The organism is Citrobacter sp. Igbk 17, assembly GCF_028069775.1.
Taxonomy (GTDB): Bacteria; Pseudomonadota; Gammaproteobacteria; order Enterobacterales; family Enterobacteriaceae; genus Citrobacter.
This window is the reverse complement of sequence record NZ_JANEWI010000010.1, coordinates 87,393-113,238: the sequence shown is the minus strand read 5'-3', so window position 1 is coordinate 113,238 and position 25,846 is coordinate 87,393. Positions and strand designations below refer to the sequence as shown.

At 52.6% G+C, this 25,846-nt stretch carries 21 protein-coding genes and 1 tRNA gene; 14 read left to right on the top strand and 8 right to left on the bottom strand.

What is annotated here, in order from left to right:
- Positions 1-28: 28 nt before the first annotated feature.
- The 8 genes from rimK (at position 29) to rlmC (ending at position 7,836) form a co-directional block, all read left to right on the top strand.
- Positions 29-931 (top strand): 30S ribosomal protein S6--L-glutamate ligase, encoded by a 903-nt coding sequence (gene rimK / locus NNO08_RS08665; RefSeq protein WP_271449686.1) that lies wholly within the window; start codon positions 29-31, stop codon positions 929-931.
- Between the two features lie 90 nt (positions 932-1,021).
- Positions 1,022-1,498 (top strand): YbjN domain-containing protein, encoded by a 477-nt coding sequence (locus NNO08_RS08660; protein WP_202039038.1) that lies wholly within the window; start codon positions 1,022-1,024, stop codon positions 1,496-1,498.
- 430 nt (positions 1,499-1,928) lie between these two features.
- The gene (gene potF, locus NNO08_RS08655) at positions 1,929-3,041 is read left to right on the top strand and encodes a spermidine/putrescine ABC transporter substrate-binding protein PotF (protein ID WP_048212156.1); all 1,113 of its coding nucleotides are present in this window, start codon (positions 1,929-1,931) and stop codon (positions 3,039-3,041) included.
- Between the two features lie 139 nt (positions 3,042-3,180).
- Positions 3,181-4,314, top strand: coding sequence for a putrescine ABC transporter ATP-binding subunit PotG (potG, locus tag NNO08_RS08650; RefSeq protein WP_271449685.1), 1,134 nt, complete (start codon positions 3,181-3,183; stop codon positions 4,312-4,314).
- Positions 4,315-4,323: 9 nt separating this feature from the next.
- Entirely contained in the window at positions 4,324-5,277 is a 954-nt protein-coding gene (potH, locus tag NNO08_RS08645) for a putrescine ABC transporter permease PotH (RefSeq protein ID WP_271456559.1), read from the top strand.
- Positions 5,274-6,119 (top strand): putrescine ABC transporter permease PotI, encoded by an 846-nt coding sequence (gene potI, locus NNO08_RS08640; protein ID WP_271440632.1) that lies wholly within the window; start codon positions 5,274-5,276, stop codon positions 6,117-6,119. Before potH ends, potI begins: the two co-directional genes overlap by 4 nt.
- Positions 6,120-6,145: 26 nt before the next feature.
- Positions 6,146-6,667, top strand: coding sequence for a YbjO family protein (locus NNO08_RS08635; RefSeq protein WP_271456569.1), 522 nt, complete (start codon positions 6,146-6,148; stop codon positions 6,665-6,667).
- A 41-nt stretch (positions 6,668-6,708) separates the two neighbouring features.
- Entirely contained in the window at positions 6,709-7,836 is a 1,128-nt protein-coding gene (gene rlmC / locus NNO08_RS08630; RefSeq protein ID WP_271456558.1) for a 23S rRNA (uracil(747)-C(5))-methyltransferase RlmC, read from the top strand.
- Between the two features lie 323 nt (positions 7,837-8,159).
- Here the strand turns inward: rlmC and NNO08_RS08625 are convergent.
- The 3 genes from NNO08_RS08625 to NNO08_RS08615 all read right to left on the bottom strand — a co-directional run bounded on the left by NNO08_RS08625 (position 8,160) and on the right by NNO08_RS08615 (position 9,951).
- A tRNA-Ser gene (locus tag NNO08_RS08625) sits at positions 8,160-8,247 on the bottom strand.
- A 149-nt stretch (positions 8,248-8,396) separates the two neighbouring features.
- Positions 8,397-9,074, bottom strand: a complete 678-nt coding sequence (locus NNO08_RS08620; RefSeq protein ID WP_271454953.1) for an isochorismatase family protein — start codon at positions 9,072-9,074, stop codon at positions 8,397-8,399.
- Between the two features lie 16 nt (positions 9,075-9,090).
- Positions 9,091-9,951, bottom strand: coding sequence for a pirin family protein (locus NNO08_RS08615; RefSeq protein ID WP_271454952.1), 861 nt, complete (start codon positions 9,949-9,951; stop codon positions 9,091-9,093).
- A 108-nt stretch (positions 9,952-10,059) separates the two neighbouring features.
- Here NNO08_RS08615 and NNO08_RS08610 point away from each other — a divergent pair, with 108 nt between their 5' ends.
- The gene (locus NNO08_RS08610; RefSeq protein ID WP_271456557.1) at positions 10,060-10,971 is read left to right on the top strand and encodes a LysR family transcriptional regulator; all 912 of its coding nucleotides are present in this window, start codon (positions 10,060-10,062) and stop codon (positions 10,969-10,971) included.
- 78 nt (positions 10,972-11,049) lie between these two features.
- Here NNO08_RS08610 and infA read toward each other — a convergent pair whose 3' ends face one another.
- The 5 genes from infA to trxB form a co-directional block, all read right to left on the bottom strand.
- Positions 11,050-11,268 (bottom strand): translation initiation factor IF-1, encoded by a 219-nt coding sequence (gene infA, locus NNO08_RS08605; protein WP_002211347.1) that lies wholly within the window; start codon positions 11,266-11,268, stop codon positions 11,050-11,052.
- 286 nt (positions 11,269-11,554) lie between these two features.
- A complete protein-coding gene (gene aat / locus NNO08_RS08590) occupies positions 11,555-12,259 on the bottom strand; it encodes a leucyl/phenylalanyl-tRNA--protein transferase (protein WP_271440637.1) in 705 nt (234 codons plus the stop codon).
- A gap of 44 nt (positions 12,260-12,303) precedes the next feature.
- On the bottom strand, positions 12,304-14,025 hold the full coding sequence (gene cydC, locus NNO08_RS08585; protein ID WP_271456556.1) for a heme ABC transporter ATP-binding protein/permease CydC: 1,722 nt from the start codon (positions 14,023-14,025) through the stop codon (positions 12,304-12,306).
- Positions 14,026-15,792 carry a heme ABC transporter permease/ATP-binding protein CydD gene (gene cydD / locus NNO08_RS08580; protein ID WP_271454950.1) on the bottom strand — a complete coding sequence of 589 codons (1,767 nt, stop codon included), beginning with the start codon at positions 15,790-15,792 and terminating at the stop codon, positions 14,026-14,028.
- Positions 15,793-15,906: 114 nt separating this feature from the next.
- Positions 15,907-16,875, bottom strand: a complete 969-nt coding sequence (gene trxB, locus NNO08_RS08575; protein ID WP_005123580.1) for a thioredoxin-disulfide reductase — start codon at positions 16,873-16,875, stop codon at positions 15,907-15,909.
- A 618-nt stretch (positions 16,876-17,493) separates the two neighbouring features.
- Between trxB and lrp the strand changes: the two genes are divergently transcribed.
- The 5 genes from lrp to serS all read left to right on the top strand — a co-directional run bounded on the left by lrp (position 17,494) and on the right by serS (position 25,616).
- Positions 17,494-17,988, top strand: coding sequence for a leucine-responsive transcriptional regulator Lrp (gene lrp / locus NNO08_RS08570; protein ID WP_002439523.1), 495 nt, complete (start codon positions 17,494-17,496; stop codon positions 17,986-17,988).
- A gap of 134 nt (positions 17,989-18,122) precedes the next feature.
- On the top strand, positions 18,123-22,154 hold the full coding sequence (gene ftsK / locus NNO08_RS08565; protein ID WP_271456555.1) for a DNA translocase FtsK: 4,032 nt from the start codon (positions 18,123-18,125) through the stop codon (positions 22,152-22,154).
- A gap of 111 nt (positions 22,155-22,265) precedes the next feature.
- The gene (lolA, locus tag NNO08_RS08560) at positions 22,266-22,877 is read left to right on the top strand and encodes an outer membrane lipoprotein chaperone LolA (RefSeq protein ID WP_040233939.1); all 612 of its coding nucleotides are present in this window, start codon (positions 22,266-22,268) and stop codon (positions 22,875-22,877) included.
- A 10-nt stretch (positions 22,878-22,887) separates the two neighbouring features.
- Positions 22,888-24,231 carry a replication-associated recombination protein RarA gene (gene rarA, locus NNO08_RS08555; protein ID WP_271450428.1) on the top strand — a complete coding sequence of 448 codons (1,344 nt, stop codon included), beginning with the start codon at positions 22,888-22,890 and terminating at the stop codon, positions 24,229-24,231.
- Between the two features lie 92 nt (positions 24,232-24,323).
- Positions 24,324-25,616 (top strand): serine--tRNA ligase, encoded by a 1,293-nt coding sequence (gene serS / locus NNO08_RS08550; RefSeq protein ID WP_271440642.1) that lies wholly within the window; start codon positions 24,324-24,326, stop codon positions 25,614-25,616.
- Positions 25,617-25,846 lie beyond the last annotated feature (230 nt).

Sequence of the window (25,846 nt, the reverse complement as noted above, 5' to 3'; positions counted from 1 at the left end):
TTTACCAGGTCTTTTAGAGAGGTGCAGGGTGAAAATTGCCATTTTGTCCCGGGATGGAACGCTCTATTCTTGCAAACGCCTGCGTGAAGCGGCGATGCAACGCGGTCACCTGGTTGAAGTTATCGATCCTCTTTCTTGTTATATGAACATTAGCCCGGCAGCGTCTTCTATCCATTATAAAGGCCGCCAGCTTCCCCATTTTGACGCGGTCATTCCAAGAATTGGCTCAGCCATTACCTTCTACGGTACGGCGGCATTACGTCAGTTTGAGATGCTGGGTAGCTACCCGCTGAATGAGTCAGTAGCGATTACCCGCGCACGCGATAAGCTACGCTCGTTACAACTGTTGGCGCGACAGGGTATTGACCTGCCGATTACCGGAATAGCCCACTCGCCGGACGATACCAGCGATATGATTGATATGGTCGGTGGTGCGCCGCTGGTGGTGAAGCTGGTGGAGGGGACTCAAGGCATCGGTGTGGTATTGGCCGAAACGCGCCAGGCCGCAGAGAGCGTAGTGGATGCATTTCGTGGTCTGAATGCCCATATTCTGGTCCAGGAATACATCGAAGAGGCGAAGGGGAAAGATATTCGCTGTTTCGTGGTGGGTGATGAGGTGGTCGCTGCTATTGAGCGGCGGGCTAAAGAGGGCGATTTCCGTTCTAACTTGCATCGCGGCGGAGTTGCCACTATTGCCAATATCACGCCGCAGGAAAGGGACATTGCGCTTAAAGCTGCCCGCACGATGGGGCTTGACGTTGCTGGCGTCGACATCCTGCGTGCAGAACGCGGACCGCTGGTTATGGAGGTCAACGCCTCTCCTGGGCTGGAAGGCGTGGAGAAAACCACTGGGATAGATATTGCTGCGCGAATGATCCAGTGGATCGAACGTCATGCTACTCCTGAATTTTGTCTTAAAATCGGCGGCTAAACGCATTATCGATAGCGATCGTGGTATGACACGGTCTTTTTGCGTAAGCTGTGCCGGTAATTTTTTCATCAATAGAGGTCACACATTATTATGACATCACTGGTCGTTCCCACTCTGGATACGTTGCGTCAATGGCTCGACGACCTGGGCATGAGTTTTTTTGAATGTGATACCTGTCAGGCGCTGCATCTACCGCACATGCAGAACTTCGACGGCATTTTTGATGCAAAAATTGATCTGGTGGATAACGTCATTCTGTTTTCCGCGATGGCGGAAGTCAGACCTTCAGCGCTGCTACCGTTGGCCGCCGATCTGTCCGCTATCAATGCGAGCTCGCTGACGGTAAAAGCCTTTCTGGATATGCAGGATGATAATCTGCCAAAGCTGGTGGTTTGCCAGTCTTTATCCGTTATGCCGGGTGTGACGTTTGAACAGTTTGAATGTTTTGTGCGTCAGAGCGAGGAACAGATATCGATGGTGATCCTTGAAGCCGGGGCACATCAGTTATTGTTTAACGCCGAAGAAGACGGGCAAAACAGCAACGCAGAGGTTCATTTCCTCCACTAATAGTTCCTGAATATGGGGACCTATAGCGCAGCCGCTGCCAGAGCGGTTGCGTATTTCACGTTTTTATTCTGCATTTAACCTTTTCTTAAAGAATTATTCACTTCGATTCCGCCCCTTCCGCTTTACGTCATAGACAAAACCTGCATAAAAAATTGATAAAAGACGTTTTTTTATCTGGGCTATATCCACAATTCCTGGCTAAAGTTATTCTTGCAAAGCTTGTAAACGTCACCGTTCAATTTGCCCATTATGAGCTATCTGTAGCTGTATGCATGTTGAATGAGCCAGCGGATATCAGCGAGCAATAGCGGCGGGGAGAGAGACCACTCTTTCATTGATGCCGCATGAAATAATATGCACGTTTCTTGCATATCATTAGAGTGTGACTTTTTTGTTCGTTTGTTAACGAACTTTCAGAAGGAAAGAGATTATGACCGCCTTAAATAAAAAATGGTTATCAGGCCTGGTTGCAGGTGCTCTGATGGCCATCTCTGCCGGCACGCTCGCTGCTGAACAAAAAACACTGCATATTTATAACTGGTCTGACTATATTGCTCCGGACACGGTGGCTAATTTTGAGAAAGAGACCGGCATTAAAGTCATTTATGATGTATTTGACTCCAATGAGGTGCTGGAAGGTAAGCTCATGGCTGGCAGCACCGGTTTTGACCTCGTTGTTCCGTCAGCCAGTTTCCTCGAACGGCAACTGACCGCGGGCGTTTTCCAGCCCCTGGATAAGAGCAAACTGCCTGGCTGGAAAAACCTCGACCCTGAACTGCTGAAACTGGTGGGTAAACACGATCCAGACAATAAGTTTGCTATGCCGTATATGTGGGCAACCACCGGTATTGGCTACAACGTGGATAAAGTTAAAGCGGTGCTGGGTGCGGATGCCCCGGTTAACAGCTGGGATTTGATCCTGAAACCGGAAAATCTGGAAAAACTCAAAAGCTGCGGTGTCTCTTTCCTCGATGCGCCTGAAGAAGTGTTTGCTACTGTGCTGAACTATTTGGGTAAAGATCCAAACAGTACCAAAGCGGATGATTACACCGGGCCGGCAACCGATTTGCTGTTGAAACTGCGTCCGAATATCCGTTATTTCCACTCTTCGCAATACATTAACGATCTGGCAAATGGTGATACCTGTGTCGCGATTGGCTGGGCAGGGGATGTATGGCAGGCCGCAAACCGTGCGAAAGAAGCGAAAAATGGCGTTAATATCTCCTTCTCGATTCCCAAAGAAGGGGCGATGGCGTTCTTTGATGTGTTCGCGATGCCTGCAGATGCGAAAAACAAAGACGAAGCTTACCAGTTCCTCAATTACCTGCTGCGCCCTGATGTGATTGCGCATATTTCCGACCACGTGTTCTACGCCAATGCTAACAAAGAAGCGACGGCTCTGGTCAGCCCAGAAGTGCGTGATAACCCTGGTATCTATCCACCAGCGGACGTGCGCGCCAAACTGTTCACACTGAAAGTTCAGGATCCGAAGATCGATCGTGTACGTACCCGCGCCTGGACGAAGGTGAAAAGCGGAAAATAACCCGATGATCGGGACACGACCCGGCGGTGCTTGTGCCTGCCGGGGATGTCGTGATCCCGAACACACAAAACCCGGCAATACGCACCAGTAAGGTGCGTTATTTGCACCGTTTCTTTGTTTTATGCCGGAGAGCACTTGAGTGAATGATGCAACCCCACGCCCACAAGCGAAAATCCGTAAGGCGCTGACCCCGCTGCTTGAAATTCGCAACCTGACGAAGTCATTTGACGGTCAGCATGCTGTCGATGACGTCAATCTCACTATCTACAAAGGCGAAATATTTGCCCTGCTTGGTGCGTCCGGTTGTGGTAAATCAACCCTGTTGCGCATGCTGGCGGGGTTTGAGTTGCCGACTACCGGACAAATCATGCTGGACGGTGTCGATCTGGCGCATGTTCCACCTTATCTGCGTCCAATTAATATGATGTTTCAGTCCTACGCTCTGTTTCCACATATGACGGTGGAACAGAATATTGCCTTTGGACTCAAGCAGGACAAGCTACCGAAAGCGGAAATCGCTGGCCGGGTGAATGAGATGCTCGGACTGGTGCACATGCAGGAGTTCGCCAAACGTAAGCCGCATCAGCTTTCAGGCGGTCAGCGTCAACGTGTGGCGCTGGCCCGGAGCCTGGCCAAACGCCCTAAGCTGCTGTTACTGGATGAACCGATGGGCGCGCTGGATAAAAAACTGCGTGACCGCATGCAGCTGGAAGTGGTTGATATTCTTGAGCGCGTAGGGGTGACCTGCGTGATGGTGACGCACGACCAGGAAGAAGCCATGACCATGGCGGGCCGTATAGCCATCATGAACCGCGGAAAATTTGTGCAGATTGGCGAACCGGAAGAGATCTACGAGCACCCGACCACCCGCTACAGCGCTGAATTTATCGGTTCGGTCAACGTTTTTGAAGGGCTGCTAAAGGAGCGCCAGGAGGACGGTCTGGTGATTGACTCTCCGGGGCTGGTGCATCCGCTAAAAGTGGATGCTGATACTTCTATCGTCGATAACGTGCCGGTGTATGTCGCGCTTCGTCCGGAAAAAATCATGCTCTGTGATGCCCCTCCGCCGGATGGCTATAACTTTGCGGTGGGCGAGGTGGTGCATATTGCCTACCTGGGTGATTTGTCTGTGTATCACGTACGTTTAAAAAGCGGCCAGATGTTGAGTGCCCAGTTGCAAAACGAACATCGCTATCGCAAGGGGCTACCGACCTGGGGTGACGAGGTACGTTTGTGTTGGGATGCAGACAGCTGTGTGGTGTTGACGGTTTAAGGAGTAAAGATGAGTACACTTGAACCTCCGGCACGTGCCGAAAAAGCGAGCCGTTTCACGCTGTATATGTCGCAGTTGCAAATGAAACATGGTCGCAAGCTGGTGATCGCGCTGCCGTATGTGTGGCTGGTTCTCCTGTTTTTATTGCCGTTTCTGATTGTCTTCAAGATAAGTCTGTCAGAGATGGCCCGGGCGATACCGCCATACACAGACCTTGTGGCATGGGCCGATGGTCAGCTCTCTATTACGCTCAATTTAGGTAACTTCCTGCAACTGACGGATGACCCGCTCTATTTCGATGCTTATCTGCAGTCTTTGCAGGTCGCGGGGATTTCGACGATCTGCTGTCTGTTGTTGGGGTACCCACTGGCGTGGGCCGTGGCACACAGTAAGCCTTCTACACGCAATATTTTGCTGTTGCTGGTGATCCTGCCTTCCTGGACCTCTTTCTTGATTCGCGTCTATGCCTGGATGGGGATCCTGAAAAATAACGGGGTGCTGAACAACTTCCTGATGTGGCTGGGCGTTATCGATCAGCCATTGACGATCCTGCATACCAACCTGGCGGTTTATATCGGTATTGTTTATGCCTATTTACCCTTTATGGTGCTGCCGATTTATACCGCACTGACGCGCATTGACTATTCTCTGGTGGAAGCTTCGCTGGATCTGGGTGCACGGCCGTTGAAAACCTTTTTTAGCGTGATTGTGCCGTTGACCAAAGGCGGGATTATCGCTGGTTCAATGCTGGTGTTTATCCCGGCAGTAGGGGAATTTGTTATTCCGGAACTGCTTGGGGGGCCGGACAGCATTATGATCGGCCGTGTGCTATGGCAGGAGTTTTTCAATAACCGCGACTGGCCGGTGGCGTCTGCTGTTGCCATCATCATGTTGCTGTTACTGATTGTGCCAATCATGTGGTTCCATAAGTATCAGCAGAAAAGCGTGGGGGAACACGGATGAATAATTTGCCGGTCGTCCGCTCGCCGTGGCGGATCTTTATCCTGGTCGTGGGGTTTACGTTCCTGTACGCCCCCATGCTGATGTTAGTTATCTATTCGTTTAACAGCTCCAAGCTGGTGACGGTGTGGGCGGGTTGGTCAACACGCTGGTACGGTGAACTTTTCCACGATACTGCAATGATGAGTGCCGTCGGCATGAGTTTAACGATTGCTGCCTGTGCTGCGACGATGGCAGCCATTCTGGGTACGATTGCTGCCGTAGTGATGGTTCGTTTTGGCCGTTTTCGTGGTTCAAATGGTTTTGCCTTCATGATCACCGCGCCGCTGGTTATGCCGGATGTGATTACGGGTTTATCATTGCTGTTGCTGTTTGTGGCCCTCGGACATGCGATTGGCTGGCCAGCCGATCGCGGTATGTTGACCATCTGGTTGGCGCACGTCACCTTCTGTACGGCGTACGTAGCGGTGGTGATTTCCTCGCGTTTGCGTGAACTGGATCACTCCATTGAGGAAGCGGCGATGGATCTCGGTGCGACGCCGCTGAAAGTCTTTTTCGTCATTACGCTGCCGATGATTATGCCGGCGGTCATTTCCGGTTGGTTACTGGCCTTTACGCTGTCACTGGATGATTTGGTTATCGCCAGCTTTGTTTCTGGCCCTGGGGCGACAACCTTGCCAATGCTGGTATTTTCCAGTGTGCGTATGGGGGTTAACCCAGAGATCAACGCACTGGCGACGTTGATCCTTGGCGTGGTAGGAATTATCGGATTTATCGCGTGGTATCTGATGGCGCGAACAGAAAAACAACGGATACGCGATATCCAACGTGCAAGACGCGGCTGAAAAAACTAAAATCTGCCAATCTGTCTATACGGCGCAACTGCGGTGGTTGCGCTGTTTTCAAGGAAGACGACGCGTTGGGATTTTTTAAGAAATCATCCACATCACATGCTCGCTTAAACGTCCCTGCTTTAGTGCAGGTGGCGGCGCTGGCTATCATCATGATCCGCTGTCTCGATCTGTTGATGATTTTTAATACGCTTGGTTTTCGTGGAACCAGTGAGTTTATTCATCGCAGTGTGCAGACCTGGAATTTGACGCTGGTGTTTCTGGGTAGCCTGGTGCTGCTGTTTGTCGAAATTTACTGCGCATTTTCGCTGGTCAAAGGACGAAACTGGGCGCGCTGGATCTACCTGCTGACCCAGGTTATCGCTAGCATTTATCTGTGGGCGGCTTCGCTGGGCTACGGATATCCGGAACTGTTCAGTATTGCGGGGGAGTCCAGACGTGAAATCCTGCATACGCTGGTGATGCAAAAATTGCCGGATATGCTGGTGTTGCTACTGCTGTTTATTCCTGCGTCCAGCAGGCGGTTCTTCCGTTTGCAATAACGTGTATAATCTTGGCCCCCGGTTAATTTGTAGGTCTTTGTATGCAGTGCGCACTATATGACGCCGAACGCTGCCGCTCTTGTCAGTGGATAACGCAGCCCATCGCCGAACAACTCTCTGCAAAAACAGCTGATCTGCAGAATCTGCTGGCCGATTTTTCGGTCGGGGAATGGTGCGCGCCGGTCAGTGGTGCGGAAAGCGCGTTTCGTAATAAAGCCAAAATGGTAGTCAGCGGCAGCGTGGAAAAACCGCTGCTGGGAATGCTGCATCGTGACGGTACGCCTGAGGACTTGTGCGACTGTCCGCTCTATCCTGAGTCTTTTGCGCCTGTATTTTCCGCGCTTAAGCCGTTTATCGCTCGTGCGGGGCTGACGCCCTATAACGTGGCGCGCAAACGCGGGGAGCTGAAATATCTGCTGTTAACGGAAAGCCGATACGACGGCGGTATGATGCTGCGTTTTGTCCTGCGTTCTGACGCAAAACTGGCACAACTGCGCGCGGCGCTACCCTGGTTGCAGGCACAACTCCCACAGTTAAAAGTGATCACTGCCAATATTCAGCCGGTGCATATGGCGATTATGGAAGGGGAGACAGAAATCTTCCTGACGGAACAACAGGCGCTGGCGGAACGCTTTAACGATGTACCGTTGTGGATCCGCCCGCAGAGCTTCTTCCAGACCAATCCGGTGGTAGCGGGGCAGTTATATGCCACGGCGCGTGACTGGGTGCGTCAGCTTCCGGTTAATCACATGTGGGATCTGTTTTGCGGCGTCGGGGGTTTTGGTCTGCACTGTGCTACACCGCAAATGAAACTGACGGGGATTGAAATCGCGCCAGAGGCGATTACCTGCGCGAAGCAGTCAGCGCAGGAGCTTGGGTTGCAGAATCTGCATTTTCAGGCGCTGGATTCAACCCAGTTTGCTACCGCTCAGGGCGAAGTACCGGACCTGGTGCTGGTGAACCCGCCGCGTCGCGGGATTGGCAAACCGCTGTGCGATTTTCTTTCCCAAATGGCGCCACGTTTTATTGTTTATTCCAGCTGTAATGCGCAAACCATGGCGAAGGATATTCGCGAGTTGCCAGGGTATCACATTGAACGTGTTCAGCTTTTCGATATGTTTCCGCACACTGCACACTATGAAGTGTTGACGCTGCTTAGCCGACAATAACTGCCATCCCTGATGGCGCTTCGCTTATCAGGCCTACGACGAGATGGAAGAAATGTAGGCCGGATAAGGTGCTTGCACCGCATCCGGCAAATGCAACAGGCGAAAAAAAAGCCCGTACTTGCGTACGAGGTCTTCTTAAAATATGGCGGTGAGGGGGGGATTGACTCGCTTCGCTCGCCCTGCGGGCAGCCTGTTCGCTGCGCGCTCAGTCTGTCCAACTGGCTGCGCCAGTAGTCGAACCCGGTCCGGGCTTCTCATCCCCGCCAGGCTGTGAAATATGCGAAAAAAAAGCCCGTACTTGCGTACGAGCTCTTCTTAAAATATGGCGGTGAGGCGGGGATTCGAACCCCGGATACGTTGCCGTATACACACTTTCCAGGCGTGCTCCTTCAGCCACTCGGACACCTCACCATATTGTATTGCTGCCTGACCGCTTGGGGGGCAACGGGGCGCTACTATAGGGAGTTGCGCTAAAACGGTCAAGCAGAATTTACGTGTTCATATTCGTTTGGTTACGCAATGTACATATTCCCCCACCCGGACGGGCGTGGGGGAGACGATTAGCGCTGAGAGTCCAGTTTTTCACCGTTGGTGATGACTTCCTGAGCTTTGCTGTAGCTCTCAATCAGCAACTGATATGCCGGGAATACTTTTGTGTACACTTCTGCCCACTCTGCGGCATCTTCACGGTTCCATGTTCCCTGCAACTCAGAAGCAACCGCGGCGGTATCCATCGGTACTACACCTGCCTGAACAACACGTGCCAGGGTAATTTCCTGCGCCATTTTACTGTAGGTGCCGGAAGCATCGATAACTGCGAACACTTTGTAACCTTCAGCAACCGCACTAATGGCTGGGAAAGCCATGCAAACACTGGTGATAGTACCGGCGATAATCAGCGTCTTACGACCGGTCGCTTTCACGGCTTTAACAAAATCTTCGTTATCCCAGGCGTTGATTTCACCTTTACGCGCCACGTATTGGGCGTGCGGCGCATTGGCGTGGATCTCAGGGATCAACGGACCGTTCGGTCCTTGCGGTACTGATGCGGTGGTAATCACCGGCATCTTCGCCAGAGAGGCCATTTTAGCCAGCGCGGCAGCACGTGCACGCAGTTCAGGCATTGGCATATCACCTACGGTCTGGAAAAGTCCGCTTTGGTGATCGATAAGCAGCATAACGGAATCATTTACATCGATGACCGGGCGTGAACCATTAAAGTTTGCAGGACTGGACATAGTATTCTCCTTTGATTCAGATTTGGCCAAAGCGGCCGGAGTTAAAATCGCGTACGGCTTCTGCGATTTCTTGTTTCGTGTTCATGACAAACGGACCGTAACCCACAATCGGTTCGTTTAACGGTTCGCCAGACAGCAGCAGCACGATGGCATCGCTGGTGGCTTCAATGTGCAGCGTTTTCCCTTGCTGGCTTAGCACCACCAGTTGCGCTTCGCTGGCTGGCGTGGTGCCGTTGACGGTGATATTGCCTTTCAATACCACTAGGGCGGTGCTCCATCCTTCCGGCTGGGACAACGTAAGCTGGTGATTACGTTGCAGGCGCATATCCCAGACGTTCAGTGGCGAGAAGGTATGTGCTGGCCCTTTTATATCCTCGTAGCTACCCGCAATAACGCGAACACTTCCTGCGTCATCAGGCAGAGCAACCGTGGGGATAACATCGCTGGTGATGCCCTGATAACCCGGCACGGCCATTTTGTCTTTTGCCGGCAGGTTGACCCAAAGTTGCACCATTTCCAGCTCGCCACCCTTCCGGGTAAATTCCGGAGAATGGAATTCTTCGTGTAATATGCCTGCACCTGCAGTCATCCACTGCACGTCGCCTGGGCCGATAATCCCACCGCGGCCAGTTGAGTCACGATGTTCAACTTCACCGCTGTAAACGATGGTCACCGTTTCGAAACCACGGTGAGGGTGTTCGCCCACGCCACGTTTTTCATTACCTGGGGTGAAGGTATGTGGCCCGGCGTAATCCAGCAGCAGGAACGGACTTAACTGTTCAGCATGAGACTGGTAAGAGAACATCGAGCGAACCGGGAATCCATCGCCAACCCAGTGTGGGCGAGGTGCGGTGTAGACGCCTGTTACTTGTTTCATATGTATCTCCTCAGTGGCGTTATCTTGATGTGAATAAGCTTATATTCATGACAGAGAACTGAGTAGTAGCTAAAATAGCCTTCACCGTCTCATAAATAGGACAATAAGATGACTAAGCCGGATCTCAATGATTTCGCATGGTTTGTTCACGTAGTTGAAGAGGGAGGATTCGCTGCGGCCGGTCGGGCGCTCGATGAACCGAAATCAAAACTGAGCCGCCGAATTGCACAACTGGAGGAGAGGCTGGGGGTGCGGTTGATTCAGCGAACCACCCGGCAGTTTAATGTTACAGAAGTTGGGCAAACGTTCTACGAACACTGTAAGGCTATGCTGGTGGAAGCGCAGGCAGCGCAGGATGCCATCGCGGCGTTGCAGGTAGAGCCGCGAGGTATTGTGAAGCTGACCTGTCCGGTCACTTTACTGCACGTGCATGTCGGCGCCATGCTTGCCCGTTTTATGGCGCGTTATCCTGACGTATCCGTACAACTGGAGGCCACTAACCGCCGTGTGGACGTTGTTGGTGAAGGCCTTGATGTCGCGATTCGCGTCAGACCCCGTCCTTTTGAGGATAGCGATCTGGTTATGCGTGTACTTGCAGACAGGGGGCATCGCCTATATGCCAGCCCGCGATTGATCGAGCAGATGGGCGCTTTACATGCGCCAGCGGAGCTGACCCGATGGCCGGGTCTGAGCCTGGCCACGGGTAAGCATGTGCATCGCTGGGAATTATTTGGCCCACAGGGCGCGCGTGCAGAGGTGCATTTCACACCGCGTATGATAACCACCGACATGCTGGCTTTACGCGAAGCGGCAGTGGCAGGTGTAGGGGTCGTTCAGCTCCCGCAATTGATGGTAAAAGAGCAAATAGCGGCGGGCGAGCTGGTGGCATTACTGGACGGTTGGGAACCAAAGCGAGAGATCATTCACGCGGTCTTTCCATCGCGCAGGGGGTTATTGCCGTCGGTTCGTGCATTGGTGGATTTCCTCACGGAAGAATATGCACGAATGAACGAGGATTAAATACGTAATATCAGTCCACAAAAAAGGCCGGTTAAACCGACCTTTTATTATCTGGACGCCATTCGGGCGTTAAAACAATCAGCGACTACGGAAGACAATGCGGCCTTTGCTCAGGTCGTACGGGGTTAGTTCAACAGTCACTTTGTCGCCCGTCAGGATGCGGATATAGTTTTTACGCATTTTACCGGAGATGTGTGCAGTAACCACGTGACCGTTTTCTAACTCTACGCGGAACATGGTATTAGGTAACGTATCGAGAACGGTACCCTGCATTTCAATATTGTCTTCTTTGGCCATCTAATCCTCTGGGGTATCACTACCGTAATTTGAACCGGCAAGATAATGCCGAAGTTCTTTTAATAAGTAAAGATTTGTGCGTTTAAAACGCAGCAAATCGGGTTTGGCGCATTACTCTAACCGCACACAACAAAGCCGCACTAAAAGCGCAACGTGTAAGGGAACGATGAGATAAACGATAGGCGTTGCCTGACGCGAACTGTTCCTTAACGGCGGCGGGGTAATGGGCTAAACCGACTCTGCGGCACCAATTATAACACCCCGACAAAAAATGTGCCGAAAACATTCACTCCTGAGGCGAAAATAACGTCCTGGGTACCCAGAAGTGGCTCGGTAGGCGCTGTTGGCGTAGCCTGCTTAAATGTTCAAGGTAGTCCCTGCGCGGAGTCTCAATGGCTCCCAGTGACGCGGTGTGGGTATTTAACACCTGGCAATCGATTAGTTTTCCGCCCTGACGGATAAATTCAGCGCAAAAAACAAGCAGTGCGGTTTTGGAGGCATTTTCCTGGCGACTGAACATCGATTCACCGCAGAAAAGAGTACCTTGCGCAACGCCGTACATCCCGCCGACTAATTCATTTTGTCGCCATACTTCAATAGAGTGCGCGTGTCCAAGTTCATGCAACCGATGATAGGCATCCACGACATCATGCGTTATCCAGGTGCCTTCTTCCCGGTCGTTTGCACATCCTTCAATGACCTGACCAAACGCGTAATTAAGCGTCACGCGATACGGTGAGTGTTTATGAAAGCGCTTCATGCTGCGACTTATGTGAAATTTGTCAGGCCAAAGAATGGCGCGTGGGTCGGGCGACCACCAGAGAATAGGGTCGCCAGGGGAAAACCACGGGAAAATACCGCGTTGGTAGGCCATTAGCAGGCGGGCAGGGCTGAGATCGCCCCCCAGCGCTAATAAACCGTTAGGCTCGCGTAAAGCGCCTTCCGGTGAGGGGAAGGCGATAGAATGGCGGGACAGTTGTACCAGGCGCATGACAGCGAAACTCCACTACGCGAGTCGGATCGTTCAATAATAGCTTACAGACGTTGCTTAAACTGGTAATAACGCCCCTGCCTGGCTAACAGATCTGCGTGATTACCTTGCTCAATTATGTGTCCGTTGTCCATCACTATTATTTGATTAAATCGCGACAGTCCGCGCAGGCGATGTGTGACCATGAGTACGGTTTTATTGCGCATCACATCGTTAATCAATTCAAGCATTTGACTTTCCGTTGTCGCATCCAGACCTTCAGTAGGCTCATCCAGAAGCATCAGCGGCGCATCGTGCAGCAAGGCTCGCGCGATAGCCAAACGGCGTAGCTCTCCGCCTGAAAGCTGACGACCGCCTTCACCTAACCAGGCATTGAGCCCGTCACCTTCAAGCAGTTTTTCCAGACCGACACGGCACAGCATCCCGGTTAGCGCTTCATCGCTGGCGTGTGGCGCAGCCAGCAGCAGGTTATCGCGCAATGTCGCACTGAACAGATGCACTCGCTGTGGTACGACGCTGATGCATTGGCGTAAAGCGGCTTCGTTCAGCGTTGAAATCGGATGATCGTTAATCAGGATTTCGCCGCTTTGCGGATCCCATGCACGGGTCAATAATTGCAGTAACGTTGATTTCCCACAGCCTGTCCGACCCAGAATCGCAATGTGTTCACCGGGTTTAGCGAGCAAAGAAAGGGTATCCAGAGCTTTTTGTGTTTGCCCAGGATAGCTGAAAGACACCTCACGCAATGTCAGAGTAATCTGTTCTGAAACAGTAGCTTCCGTATCCGGGAAGGTGACTTCCGGTTTCTGCTCTGTCAGCTCGGTAATACGTAGTGCTGAAGCAATCACCTGGCCGAGATGTTGAAATGCGCCGGTAACAGGGGCCAGCGCTTCGAAAGCGGCCAATGCGCAGAACACAAACAACGCTATCAGTGCGCCGGGTTGTGTGTTTCCGCCTACGCCACCTGAAGCCATCCATAACATCATCACCACAGCCAGAGCGCCAATCAGCAGCATGACAGCCTGAGACAAGGCCGTTAATTCGGACTGACGACGCTGCGCTTCGTGCCACTGTAATTCGGTGGTTTCCATTTGTGTGCGATAGCGATCGCTGGCACCAAAAATGGTCAGCTCAGCCTGACCCTGTAACCAGGAGGTCAACTGCTGACGATATTGCCCGCGCAGATGCGTCAGGTTCTGCCCGGTGCTTTTACCTGCCTGGTAAAACAACGGAGGCAAGATAAACAGAGTCAGCAGCATAATGCCGCCAAGGGTGATGGCGAGCGTGAGATCGAGAACGCTCAATCCTAGCGTGACCACCACAATAACGACAAACGCGCCAACCAGCGGGGAGAGCACACGTAAATAGAGATGATCGAGCGTATCGACATCCGCCACAACGCGGTTGAGCAGTTCGCCCTGACCGTATCGGGCGAGCCCGGCAGGGGAGAGCGGCAGCAATTTGCTGAAGGTGTAAATACGCAAATGCTGCAATACACGAAACGTCGCGTCGTGACTGACCAGTCGTTCGAAATAACGACCTGCGGTTCGGGTAATTGCCGCCCCGCGAACGCCAGCCGCCGGGAGCATGTAGTTAAAACTGTAGATCCCGGTGACACCGACAACGGCGGAAGCAGACAGGAACCAGCCTGAAAGCGTCAGCAAACCAATGCTTGCCAATAATGTGACGATCGCCAGAACGATCCCCAGTGTTAACATCCATTTATGACGTTTATACAGCGTCAGATAGGGTAGCAAAGCGCGCATTTAGATGTCCTCCTGACGGTGAGCCAGTAATGTCGCAAAAGCCCCGTTGGCTGCGCTAAGTTGCGCATAGGTACCTTGTTCGACAATCTGACCGTCTTGCATGACCCAGATAGCGTCCCAGTCGGCAAGATCTTCCAGCTGGTGCGTAACCATCAGTGTGCTCTGGCGGCGCGATGCCGCATTCAACGCCTGCATCACGCGTTGTTCGCTGTGTGCATCCAGACTGGCTGCGGGTTCGTCGAGCAGCAGTAACTGACACGGGTTGAGTAAGGCGCGGGCAACGGCAACGCGCTGTGCTTGTCCGACAGAAAGTCGACCTGCCTGGTCGCCTACAGGGGTATCCACACCCTGAGGAAGCAGCGGTAAAAACTCACTGACCCAGGCGCTATCGAGCGCGGCCTGTAGCTGTTCTTCGCTGGCATCAGGGCATGCCAGCAGCACATTTTCGCGCAATGTAGCAGCCGGAAGCTGCGGGTTTTGCCCAACCCATGAGAGTTGTTTACGCCAGGCGTCAGGCGACAAGTCACGAAGTTCAAAGCCATTAATACGCAATGAGCCCTGATACGAGAGAAAACCGGACAGGACATTCAGCAACGAGCTCTTACCGGACCCACTACGCCCAACCAGCACCGCGCGCTGGCCTGCAGGTAGGGAGAAGTTAAGCGGACCTGCCAGGATTTTTCCTTCGGGTGAGGTGATGATCAGATCTTCGGCTTCAATTGCAACCGCGTCTTTGGTCGCCAGCTCAATATCGCCACGCTCAGGATGCGCGAGCGGGGTTTCCATGAACGTTTTCAGACTGTCGGCAGCGCCTACCGCTTGCGCCTTGGCATGGTAAAACGTCCCCAGGTCGCGCAGCGGCTGGAAAAATTCCGGTGCCAGAATCAGCGCCAGGAAACCTGCCGCCAGCGTGACGCCGGTTCCGTAGTGGCCGAAATCAAGCTCGCCGAGATAAGAAAAACCGAAGTACACGGCTACCAGGGCAATAGAGAGCGAAGTGAAAAACTCCAGCACACCCGAAGAGAGGAATGCCAGGCGAAGCACTTCCATCGTGCGCTGACGGAAATCCTGCGATGCAGCCCGGATGCTTTCCGTCTCCGCTTCGCCGCGACCAAAAATTCTCAGTGTTTCCATGCCGCGCAAGCGATCGAGGAAGTGACCGCTGAGTCGGGCAAGTGCCTGAAAGTTACGCCGGTTGGCATCGGCAGCGCCCATACCGACCATCGCCATAAACAGAGGGATCAGTGGTGCGGTTCCCAACAGGATAAGGGCTGCAACCCAGTTTGACGGGAAAACGGCAGCCACAATCAATAACGGGACGCAAACCGCAAGCGCCATTTGCGGCAAATAACGCGCATAGTAGTCATGCATATCGTCAATCTGTTCCAGAATCAGCGTGGCCCAGCTTCCGGCAGGCTTCCCCTGTATCCATGCTGGCCCCGCCTGTTGCAGACGGTCCAGAACCTGGCGACGAATCTCAAAACGAATATGTTGGCCCGCGTGAAACCCTATTCGCTCACGTAACCAGACAACCCACGCCCGCAGGATAAAAATCAAGACCAGCACGACGAAAGGGAACAGCAGCGCTTCACGGGGAATATTTTCCATGATCATGTGCTGCAGAATCCGAGCCATGAGCCAGGCCTGAGCGACAATTAACAGGCCACTCACGAACCCCAACAGGCGTGAAATATTCAGCCAGCGTTGAGAAATGACACTTTGCTGTTTTAACCAGCGGGTAAGCTCTTTTTGACGGGTTTTATTCATTGCACGCTTAGCAGGTGAGTTATTGGAATTTTTGGGCAGGACAATGTTACAACGGGGCAAAAATAAAGGCGACTTATAGTCGCCTTTTTTACTTTTGTTACTGATTTGTAAAAACTATTTGCAGGCGTCCGCCAGACCGTCGAGATAACGTTCAGCGTCCAGGGCGGCCATACAACCTGTGCCAGCTGAGGTAATCGCCTGACGATAAATATGGTCCATCACGTCACCGGCAGCGAACACACCAGGAATGCTGGTTTGTGTCGCATTGCCGTGAATACCGGACTGAACTTTGATATAGCCGTTTTCCAGTTCAAGTTGACCATCGAAAATAGCCGTGTTCGGGCTGTGGCCGATGGCGACAAACAATCCGGCGACGTCGAGAGATTCAACGTTGTCAGTATTTTGCGTATCGCGCAGACGCAATCCGGTTACACCCATTTGATCGCCAGTCACTTCTTCCAGTGTGCGATGCGTGTGCAGCACGATGTTGCCGTTTTCAACTTTGTCCATCAAACGTTTGATGAGGATTTTCTCGGCACGGAAACTGTCGCGGCGGTGAATCAAGTGAACTTCGGAGGCGATATTCGCCAGGTATAACGCTTCTTCCACAGCGGTGTTGCCGCCGCCGATCACCGCAACTTTTTGGTTACGATAGAAGAAACCGTCACAGGTTGCGCAGGCGGAGACACCGCGGCCTTTAAAGGCTTCTTCTGAAGGTAAGCCCAGATAGCGTGCTGAAGCGCCAGTGGCGATGATCAGTGCGTCACAGGTGTATTCGCCGCTGTCTCCGGTGAGACGGAAAGGACGGTTTTGCAGATCAACCTTACTGATGTGATCGAAGATGATCTCCGTTTCAAATTTCGTTGCGTGCTCGTGCATGCGCTCCATCAGCAGTGGGCCAGTGAGATCGTTTGGATCGCCAGGCCAGTTCTCCACTTCTGTTGTGGTGGTCAGTTGACCGCCTTTTTCCATACCGGTAATCAGCACCGGCTGCAGGTTTGCGCGCGCAGCGTAGACGGCGGCGGTATAGCCCGCAGGGCCTGAACCCAGAATAAGAAGTTTACTGTGTTTGGTCGTGCCCATGAGATCCCCATAGTTGTTGGTAGGCAATGGGCAGGATTGTAGGGAATTTGCAGACGTAAAAAAAGAGTATGGCGATTTTGTTAACAATATGTGTAATAGCGGAAACCGATGATGGGCAAAATTGAGGGCCGTACACTTCTCTAACTCATTCGAGTTGGGGGGACGCGTGAAGCCAACGCACAGACAACGTGAAGTATGGCGGGGGTATAATGATTTCTACTTAAAATCGGTCAGTTATAAGGTGATAAAATGACGATTTTCCATCACTCCCAATGAATAACTGGCATGTTGTACTAAAAATCGATGTTTTGCTTTGACAATCACCTGCTGTTTTGCGAAAACATTCAAGGAAGAAAAAAACTGTGTCATGTATATGCTGCATAATCATGCATGTAGATACCATGTTTACCGGGTTAGTGAAATCTACGCATGGTGTGGACAGATGCCATTCGTGATGTCGATAGCCGCCGACAGGCAACGGTCTTCTCACCATAAACCCAGGCATTGCGCACCGTAAATCCCTCTGGGTTGCGGTTTATTGTGATGGGTAGCGACTCTGAACAGTGATGTTAGTAGAGTCAGGCAGGAGTAGGGAAGGAATACAGAGAGACAATAATAATGGTAGATAGTAAGAAGCGCCCTGGCAAAGATCTCGACCGTATCGATCGTAACATTCTTAATGAGCTGCAAAAGGATGGGCGTATTTCTAACGTCGAGCTTTCAAAACGAGTGGGACTTTCTCCAACGCCCTGCCTTGAGCGTGTGCGTCGGTTGGAAAGACAGGGTTTTATTCAGGGCTATACAGCGCTGTTGAACCCGCATTATCTGGATGCATCACTTCTGGTTTTTGTTGAGATTACTCTGAATCGTGGCGCCCCGGATGTGTTTGAGCAATTTAACTCTGCAGTACAAAAACTTGAAGAAATTCAAGAGTGTCATTTGGTTTCCGGTGATTTCGACTATCTGCTGAAAACACGCGTACCGGATATGTCGGCATACCGTAAGCTGCTGGGGGAAACCCTGCTGCGTCTGCCTGGCGTGAATGACACACGTACTTACGTGGTAATGGAAGAAGTCAAACAGAGCAATCGTCTGGTAATTAAGACGCGCTAACACGGAACAGGTGCAAAATCGACGCAGTTTGATTACACTCCTGTTAATCCATACAGCAACAGTGCCGGGGTAACCCGGTGCTGTTGTCCGTTTTAGCATCGGGCAGGAAAAGCCTGAAACCTGGAGAGCCGTTTTTGAGCCAGGAATACACTGAAGACAAAGACGTCACATTGACGAAGTTAAGCAGCGGGCGCCGACTTCTGGAAGCGTTGCTGATTCTTATTGCCCTTTTTGCCGTCTGGTTGATGGCTGCCTTACTCAGCTTTAACCCTTCGGACCCCAGTTGGTCGCAAACCGCATGGCACGAGCCTATCCATAATCTGGGCGGAATACCCGGAGCATGGCTGGCGGATACGCTGTTCTTTATTTTTGGTGTCATGGCTTACACTATCCCCGTGATAATCGTCGGCGGTTGCTGGTTTGCCTGGCGACATCAGGCCAGCGACGAATACGTCGATTACTTCGCCGTATCGCTGCGTATTATTGGCGTTCTGGCGCTGATCCTCACCTCTTGCGGGCTTGCCGCAATCAATGCCGATGACATCTGGTATTTTGCCTCTGGCGGCGTTATTGGCAGCCTGCTCAGTACCACGCTGCAACCCTTGTTGCACAGCAGTGGTGGTACGCTTGCGCTGTTATGTATCTGGGCCGCGGGTTTAACGCTGTTTACTGGCTGGTCATGGGTGAGCATTGCCGAGAAACTGGGCGGCTGGTTACTGAATATCCTGACATTTGCCAGCAATCGAACTCGTCGCGATGATACCTGGGTTGATGACGAAGAATATGAAGATGATGAAGAGTCTGTCGACGCTGTTGATGGCACCCCACATGAATCCCGACGGGCACGTATTCTGCGCGGAGCGTTAGCGCGTCGTAAACGGCTGGCAGAGAAGTTTACCAATCCACTTGGGCGTCACACTGATGCCGCGCTGTTCTCCGGCAAGCGCATGGATGATGAGGATGAAATTGAATACAGCGCGCGTGGCGTTGTAGCCGATCCTAACGATGTCTTGTTCTCTGGCAACCGTGCCACATTGCCTGAATACGATGAATTCGACCCGCTATTAAACGGCCATTCAGTGACTGAGCCGGTCACCGCGGCAGCGGCCACTGCGGCAACTCAGGCCTGGAGTGCGCCAGTCGACCCGCTGTTGCAACCTGCGCCAGTACCGGGAGCCGTTTTAGAACAACCCGTTCCTGCTGTGGCATGGCAATCTGCACCGGCTCCGCAAACCGGTGAAGCGGTTATCGCGCCAGCACCGGAAGGTTACCCACAGCCCGTTCAGTACGCACAGCCTCCGGTTCAGCCTTATGAACCCTGGCAGCAACCCGCACCGGTTGAACCGCAGATGCCATATTCTGTACCGCCAGTTGCCGAAGCTGGCTATGAACAGCCGACGATGCCGCAACCGGCAATGCCGTGGCAAGCACCTGAGCCGGTGGTGGAACACGCCTGGCAACCAGAACCGGTTTACCAGCAGAGTGCGCCGCTTGAACCGCAGCTTGTCTATCAGCAAGACACCGTGCAGCAACAACCCGTGGTTCATCAGCAGCCCGTGGTGGAACAGCCGCCGGTTGCCGAGCCTGAACCTGTCGTTGAAGAGGTGAAACCAGCACGTCCACCGCTCTACTATTTTGAAGAAGTGGAAGAAAAACGTGCGCGTGAGCGTGAGCAGCTAGCTGCCTGGTATCAGCCGATTCCAGAACCTGTACAAGAGCCTGAGCGGGTGAAACCCGTTGCACCGTCTATGCCTGCTGCATCCATACCTCCCGTTGAGTCTGTGGCTGCCGCAGCGCCGTTGGCTGCTGGGGCGAAAAACGCTGCATTGGGTGCCGGTGCAGCCGTTGCCGCACCGGTATTTAGTCTTGCTGGGAGTGGTGCGCCGCGTCCGCAGGTGAAAGAGGGAATTGGCCCGCAACTGCCACGTCCTAATCGTGTGCGTGTCCCGACACGCCGGGAGTTAGCTTCATATGGCATTAAGTTGCCTTCACAACGTATGGCTGAAGAGAAAGCGCGCGAAGAGCAGCTTGATACGGATGCGCAATACAGTGACGATGAAATTGATGCCATGCAGCAGGATGAACTGGCGCGTCAATTTGCTCAGTCGCAGCAGCATCGCTATGGCGAAGAGTATCAGGATGACACAGCGCATGCTGATGACGAAGATTCAGCAGCAGAAGCTGAACTGGCGCGTCAGTTCGCATCTTCCCAACAGCAACGTTATTCCGGCGCGCAGCCTGCCGGGGCGAATCCATTCTCGCTTGATGATTTTGAATTCTCACCAATGAAAGCGTTAGTGGATGAAGGTCCGCATGAGCCGCTGTTTACCCCCAGCGTGATGCCGGAACCTGCGCCACAGTATCAACAGCCTGTCGCACCGCAGCAGCATTATCAGCAGCCGCCACAGCCTGTTACACCGCAGCAGCATTATCAGCAGCCGCCGCAGCCTGTTGCACCGCAGCAGCATTACCAGCAGCCGCCACAGCCTGTCGCACCGCAGCAGCATTATCAGCAGCCGCCACAGCCTGTTGCACCGCAGCAGCATTATCAGCAGCCGCCACAGCCTGTCGCTCCGCAGCAGCACTATCAGCAGCCATCGCAGCCTGTCACACCACCGCCGCAGGAAAGCCTGATCCATCCGTTATTGATGCGGAATGGCGACAGCCGCCCTGTACAGCGTCCGACGACACTGCTGCCATCGCTGGATTTGCTCACCCCACCACCGGCGGAAGTTGAGCCAATAGATACATTCGCGCTGGAGCAAATGGCGCGTCTGGTGGAAGCGCGTCTGGCCGATTTCCGTATTAAAGCCGATGTGGTGAACTACTCGCCCGGACCGGTCATTACCCGTTTTGAGCTAAATCTGGCACCGGGTGTTAAAGCTGCGCGTATTTCTAACCTCTCCCGAGATCTGGCGCGCTCGCTATCCACTGCGGCAGTTCGTGTAGTGGAGGTTATTCCAGGTAAACCGTATGTCGGACTGGAATTACCGAACAAAAAACGCCAGACCGTCTATCTGCGTGAAGTACTGGATAACGCGAAATTCCGTGATAATCCGTCACCGCTTACTGTCGTTCTCGGCAAGGACATTGCTGGTGAACCTGTGACTGCCGATTTGGCGAAGATGCCGCATCTGTTGGTGGCAGGTACTACGGGGTCAGGTAAATCTGTTGGGGTCAACGCCATGATCCTCAGCATGCTCTACAAGGCGCAGCCGGAAGATGTTCGCTTTATCATGATCGACCCGAAAATGCTCGAGCTGTCGGTTTATGAAGGTATCCCGCATCTGTTGACTGAAGTTGTTACGGATATGAAAGACGCAGCCAATGCCTTGCGCTGGAGCGTTAATGAAATGGAACGCCGCTATAAGCTGATGTCAGCGCTGGGTGTGCGTAACCTTGCGGGCTACAACGAGAAGATTGCGGAAGCAGATCGTATGGGACGTCCAATCCCGGATCCGTACTGGAAACCAGGCGATAGCATGGATGTCACTCATCCGGTACTGAAAAAAGAGCCGTATATTGTGGTTCTGGTCGATGAATTTGCTGATTTGATGATGACTGTCGGTAAAAAAGTGGAAGAACTGATCGCCCGTCTGGCGCAAAAAGCGCGTGCGGCAGGTATCCACCTGGTGCTGGCAACCCAGCGTCCGTCAGTTGACGTTATCACTGGGCTTATCAAAGCAAATATCCCGACGCGTATAGCGTTTACTGTCTCGAGCAAAATTGACTCTCGTACCATTCTTGATCAGGGTGGCGCTGAATCCCTGTTGGGCATGGGCGATATGCTCTATTCTGCACCAAACTCAACGATTCCGGTGCGTGTACATGGTGCCTTTGTGCGCGATGAAGAGGTTCACGCGGTCGTCCAGGACTGGAAAGCGCGTGGCCGTCCACAGTACGTGGAAGGCATCACCTCGGACACCGAAAGTGAAGGTGGCGGCGGTGGTTTTGACGGTGGGGAAGAACTGGATCCGTTGTTCGATCAGGCGGTGAATTTTGTTACCCAGAAACGCAAAGCTTCCATCTCCGGCGTCCAGCGCCAGTTCCGCATTGGTTATAACCGTGCGGCGCGCATCATCGAACAGATGGAAGCGCAGGGAATTGTCAGCGAGCAGGGACATAATGGCAATCGTGAAGTGTTGGCCCCACCGCCCTTTGATTGATTGCAAAGTTAAGTAATTCAGTATTTTCTACTTTCCTCATGCTGATTTTTGGCCTGAAATGGATAGCAGAAGGAGCTCCCCGTTGGGAGTGACGTATTTTGAGGAATAACGATGAAAAGAATCGCAATCACCTGTGCATTATTGTCGAGCTTTGTGGTGAGCAGCGTTTGGGCTGACGCCGCCAGCGACCTGAAAAGCCGTCTGGATAAAGTCAGCAGCTTCCACGCCAGTTTTACCCAGAAGGTAACGGATGGTAGCGGCGCAGCGGTGCAGGAAGGCCAGGGTGATTTATGGGTTAAACGTCCGAATCTGTTTAACTGGCATATGACACAGCCTGACGAAAGCATTCTGGTCTCTGATGGTAAAACACTGTGGTTCTTCAACCCGTTTGTTGAGCAGGCGACGGCGACCTGGCTGAAAGATGCCACGGGTAACACGCCGTTTATGCTGATTGCGCGTAACCAGTCAAGCGACTGGCAGCAGTACAATATTAAGCAAAACGGCGATGATTTTGTGCTGACGCCCAAAACCAGCAGCGGCAACCTGAAGCAGTTCACCATCAATGTTGGACGCGATGGAACAATTCATCAGTTTAGCGCTGTTGAACAGGACGATCAGCGTAGTAGCTACCAGTTGAAATCGCAGCAGAATGGCGCGATCGAACCATCAAAATTCACCTTTACCCCGCCACAAGGCGTAACGGTAGACGATCAACGTAAGTAGAGGCGCTTGAGTGGGCAACCTGTCGCTCGATTTTTCTGATAATACCTTTCAACCCCTGGCCGCGCGTATGCGGCCAGAAAATTTAGCGCAGTATATCGGCCAGCAACATCTGCTGGCTGCGGGTAAACCCTTGCCGCGCGCCATCGAGGCCGGACACCTGCACTCCATGATTTTATGGGGGCCGCCAGGAACGGGAAAGACCACGCTTGCCGAAGTCATTGCCCGTTATGCGAACGCTGATGTTGAACGTATTTCAGCCGTCACCTCGGGCGTGAAGGAAATTCGCGAAGCGATTGAACGTGCGCGTCAGAACCGTAATGCCGGCCGACGTACAATACTGTTCGTGGACGAAGTTCACCGCTTTAATAAAAGCCAGCAGGACGCTTTTCTTCCGCATATTGAAGATGGCACGATTACGTTTATTGGGGCGACCACCGAAAATCCCTCGTTTGAGCTGAACTCGGCACTGCTGTCGCGCGCACGCGTTTATTTACTGAAATCATTGACCACTGAAGATATCGAGCAGGTGCTGGATCAGGCGATGTCAGATAAAGCGCGAGGTTATGGCGGCCAGGATATCGTTTTGCCGAACGATACGCGTCGGGCGATTGCTGAACTGGTAAACGGTGATGCGCGGCGGGCGCTAAATACGCTGGAAATGATGGCCGATATGGCCGAAGTTGATGATTCTGGCAAGCGCGTATTGAAACCAGAATTGCTCACTGAAATTGCCGGTGAACGTAGCGCGCGTTTCGATAATAAAGGCGATCGTTTTTACGACCTGATCTCAGCATTGCATAAGTCGGTTCGCGGTAGTGCACCGGATGCAGCTCTTTACTGGTATGCGCGCATCATTAGTGCAGGCGGTGACCCGCTCTACGTTGCCCGTCGCTGTTTGGCAATTGCCTCTGAAGATGTGGGAAATGCCGACCCTCGCGCTATGCAGGTGGCAATTTCTGCATGGGATTGTTTTACCCGCGTAGGTCCTGCGGAAGGTGAACGCGCTATTGCTCAGGCGATTGTCTATCTGGCCTGCGCGCCGAAAAGTAATGCGGTATACACCGCCTTTAAAGCCGCTCTGGCAGATGCCCGTGAACGCCCAGATTACGACGTACCGGTGCACTTGCGCAACGCGCCGACGAAGCTCATGAAAGAGATGGGGTATGGCCAGGAATATCGCTACGCCCATGATGAGCCAAATGCCTACGCTGCTGGAGAAGAATACTTCCCGCAGGAAATGGCACAAACGCGCTATTATCACCCGACAAACAGAGGTCTTGAAGGCAAGATTGGCGAAAAGCTCGCCTGGCTCGCCGGACAGGATCAAAATAGCCCTATAAAACGCTACCGTTAGTGTTATCGTTGCGGTAATGTTGTCGATGTATCCCTGTGACCGCAGGCTGTGGTCACTTTCTCCTATTTTAATTCGATAAGCACAGGATAAGCATGCTCGATCCCAATCTGCTGCGTAATGAGCCAGACGCAGTCGCAGAAAAACTGGCAAGCCGGGGCTTTAAGCTGGATGTAGATAAGCTGCGCGCTCTTGAAGAGCGTCGTAAAGTTCTGCAGGTACAAACTGAAAACCTGCAGGCAGAGCGTAACTCTCGATCGAAATCCATCGGCCAGGCAAAAGCGCGCGGGGAAGATATCGAGTCTTTACGTCTGGAAGTGAACAAACTGGGCGAAGAGCTGGATGCCGCGAAAGCTGAACTTGATACCTTACAGGCCGAGATCCGCGACATTGCGCTGACCATTCCTAACCTGCCGGCGGACGACGTTCCGGTAGGTAAAGATGAGAATGACAACGTTGAAGTGAGTCGCTGGGGTACCCCACGTGAATTCGATTTCGACGTGCGCGATCACGTGACGCTGGGTGAAATGCACACAGGTCTTGATTTCGCCGCTGCGGTTAAACTGACCGGCTCTCGTTTTGTTGTCATGAAAGGGCAGATTGCGCGTATGCACCGTGCGCTGTCTCAGTTCATGCTGGATCTGCATACTGAACAACATGGCTACAGTGAAAACTACGTTCCGTATCTGGTCAACCATGACACGCTGTACGGTACCGGTCAGTTGCCGAAATTTGCTGGTGATCTGTTCCATACGCGTCCGCTGGATGAAGAAGCCGACAGCAGCAACTATGCGCTGATCCCGACGGCAGAAGTTCCGCTGACCAACCTGGTACGCGATGAAATCATTGACGAAGACGCGTTGCCAATCAAAATGACTGCGCATACGCCATGCTTCCGTTCTGAGGCCGGTTCTTATGGTCGTGATACCCGCGGTCTGATCCGTATGCACCAGTTCGACAAAGTTGAGATGGTGCAGATTGTTCGTCCTGAAGATTCTATGGACGCGCTGGAAGAGATGACCGGTCATGCTGAAAAAGTACTTCAGCTGCTGGGCCTGCCGTACCGTAAGATCATCCTGTGTACTGGTGACATGGGCTTCGGCGCATGCAAAACCTACGATCTGGAAGTGTGGATCCCGGCACAGAATACCTATCGTGAAATATCCTCCTGCTCCAACGTGTGGGATTTCCAGGCTCGCCGCATGCAGGCGCGTTGCCGTAGCAAATCTGACAAGAAAACACGTTTAGTGCATACGCTGAACGGTTCTGGTCTGGCAGTGGGACGTACGCTGGTCGCCGTTATGGAAAACTACCAGCAAGCTGATGGCCGTATTCAGGTACCGGAAGTATTACGTCCGTACATGAATGGCCTGGAATTCATCGGCTAAGTCATTTTTCCTTGCTAAAAAAGCGCCTCAGGGCGCTTTTTTTACGCCCGTTTGATGCCGGACAATAACCCTTACTCCATTAGTGGTAATACTGCCTTCGAATGAAAGTCAGTATTTATCTCTGTCTTTGCATAAATTCGCTATATAACGGTCTGTATAACGATAGTATCGATATATAAACGACTATACAACGAACATTCCCTTTTTGTTTATTGTGAGCAGCAGAGTGA

Excerpts from the sequence above, each read along its gene's own strand:
- NNO08_RS08610 (WP_271456557.1), top strand. The coding sequence starts at position 10,060 with ATGACTAAGCCGGATCTCAATGATTTCGCATGGTTTGTTCACGTAGTT.
- infA (WP_002211347.1), bottom strand. The coding sequence starts at position 11,268 with ATGGCCAAAGAAGACAATATTGAAATGCAGGGTACCGTTCTCGATACG.
- rlmC (WP_271456558.1), top strand. The coding sequence starts at position 6,709 with ATGCAGTGCGCACTATATGACGCCGAACGCTGCCGCTCTTGTCAGTGG.
- NNO08_RS08660 (WP_202039038.1), top strand. The coding sequence starts at position 1,022 with ATGACATCACTGGTCGTTCCCACTCTGGATACGTTGCGTCAATGGCTC.
- NNO08_RS08615 (WP_271454952.1), bottom strand. The coding sequence starts at position 9,951 with ATGAAACAAGTAACAGGCGTCTACACCGCACCTCGCCCACACTGGGTT.
- lolA (WP_040233939.1), top strand. The coding sequence starts at position 22,266 with ATGAAAAGAATCGCAATCACCTGTGCATTATTGTCGAGCTTTGTGGTG.
- potF (WP_048212156.1), top strand. The coding sequence starts at position 1,929 with ATGACCGCCTTAAATAAAAAATGGTTATCAGGCCTGGTTGCAGGTGCT.
- aat (WP_271440637.1), bottom strand. The coding sequence starts at position 12,259 with ATGCGCCTGGTACAACTGTCCCGCCATTCTATCGCCTTCCCCTCACCG.
- serS (WP_271440642.1), top strand. The coding sequence starts at position 24,324 with ATGCTCGATCCCAATCTGCTGCGTAATGAGCCAGACGCAGTCGCAGAA.
- cydD (WP_271454950.1), bottom strand. The coding sequence starts at position 15,792 with ATGAATAAAACCCGTCAAAAAGAGCTTACCCGCTGGTTAAAACAGCAA.
- NNO08_RS08620 (WP_271454953.1), bottom strand. The coding sequence starts at position 9,074 with ATGTCCAGTCCTGCAAACTTTAATGGTTCACGCCCGGTCATCGATGTA.
- cydC (WP_271456556.1), bottom strand. The coding sequence starts at position 14,025 with ATGCGCGCTTTGCTACCCTATCTGACGCTGTATAAACGTCATAAATGG.
- lrp (WP_002439523.1), top strand. The coding sequence starts at position 17,494 with ATGGTAGATAGTAAGAAGCGCCCTGGCAAAGATCTCGACCGTATCGAT.
- potH (WP_271456559.1), top strand. The coding sequence starts at position 4,324 with ATGAGTACACTTGAACCTCCGGCACGTGCCGAAAAAGCGAGCCGTTTC.
- trxB (WP_005123580.1), bottom strand. The coding sequence starts at position 16,875 with ATGGGCACGACCAAACACAGTAAACTTCTTATTCTGGGTTCAGGCCCT.
- potI (WP_271440632.1), top strand. The coding sequence starts at position 5,274 with ATGAATAATTTGCCGGTCGTCCGCTCGCCGTGGCGGATCTTTATCCTG.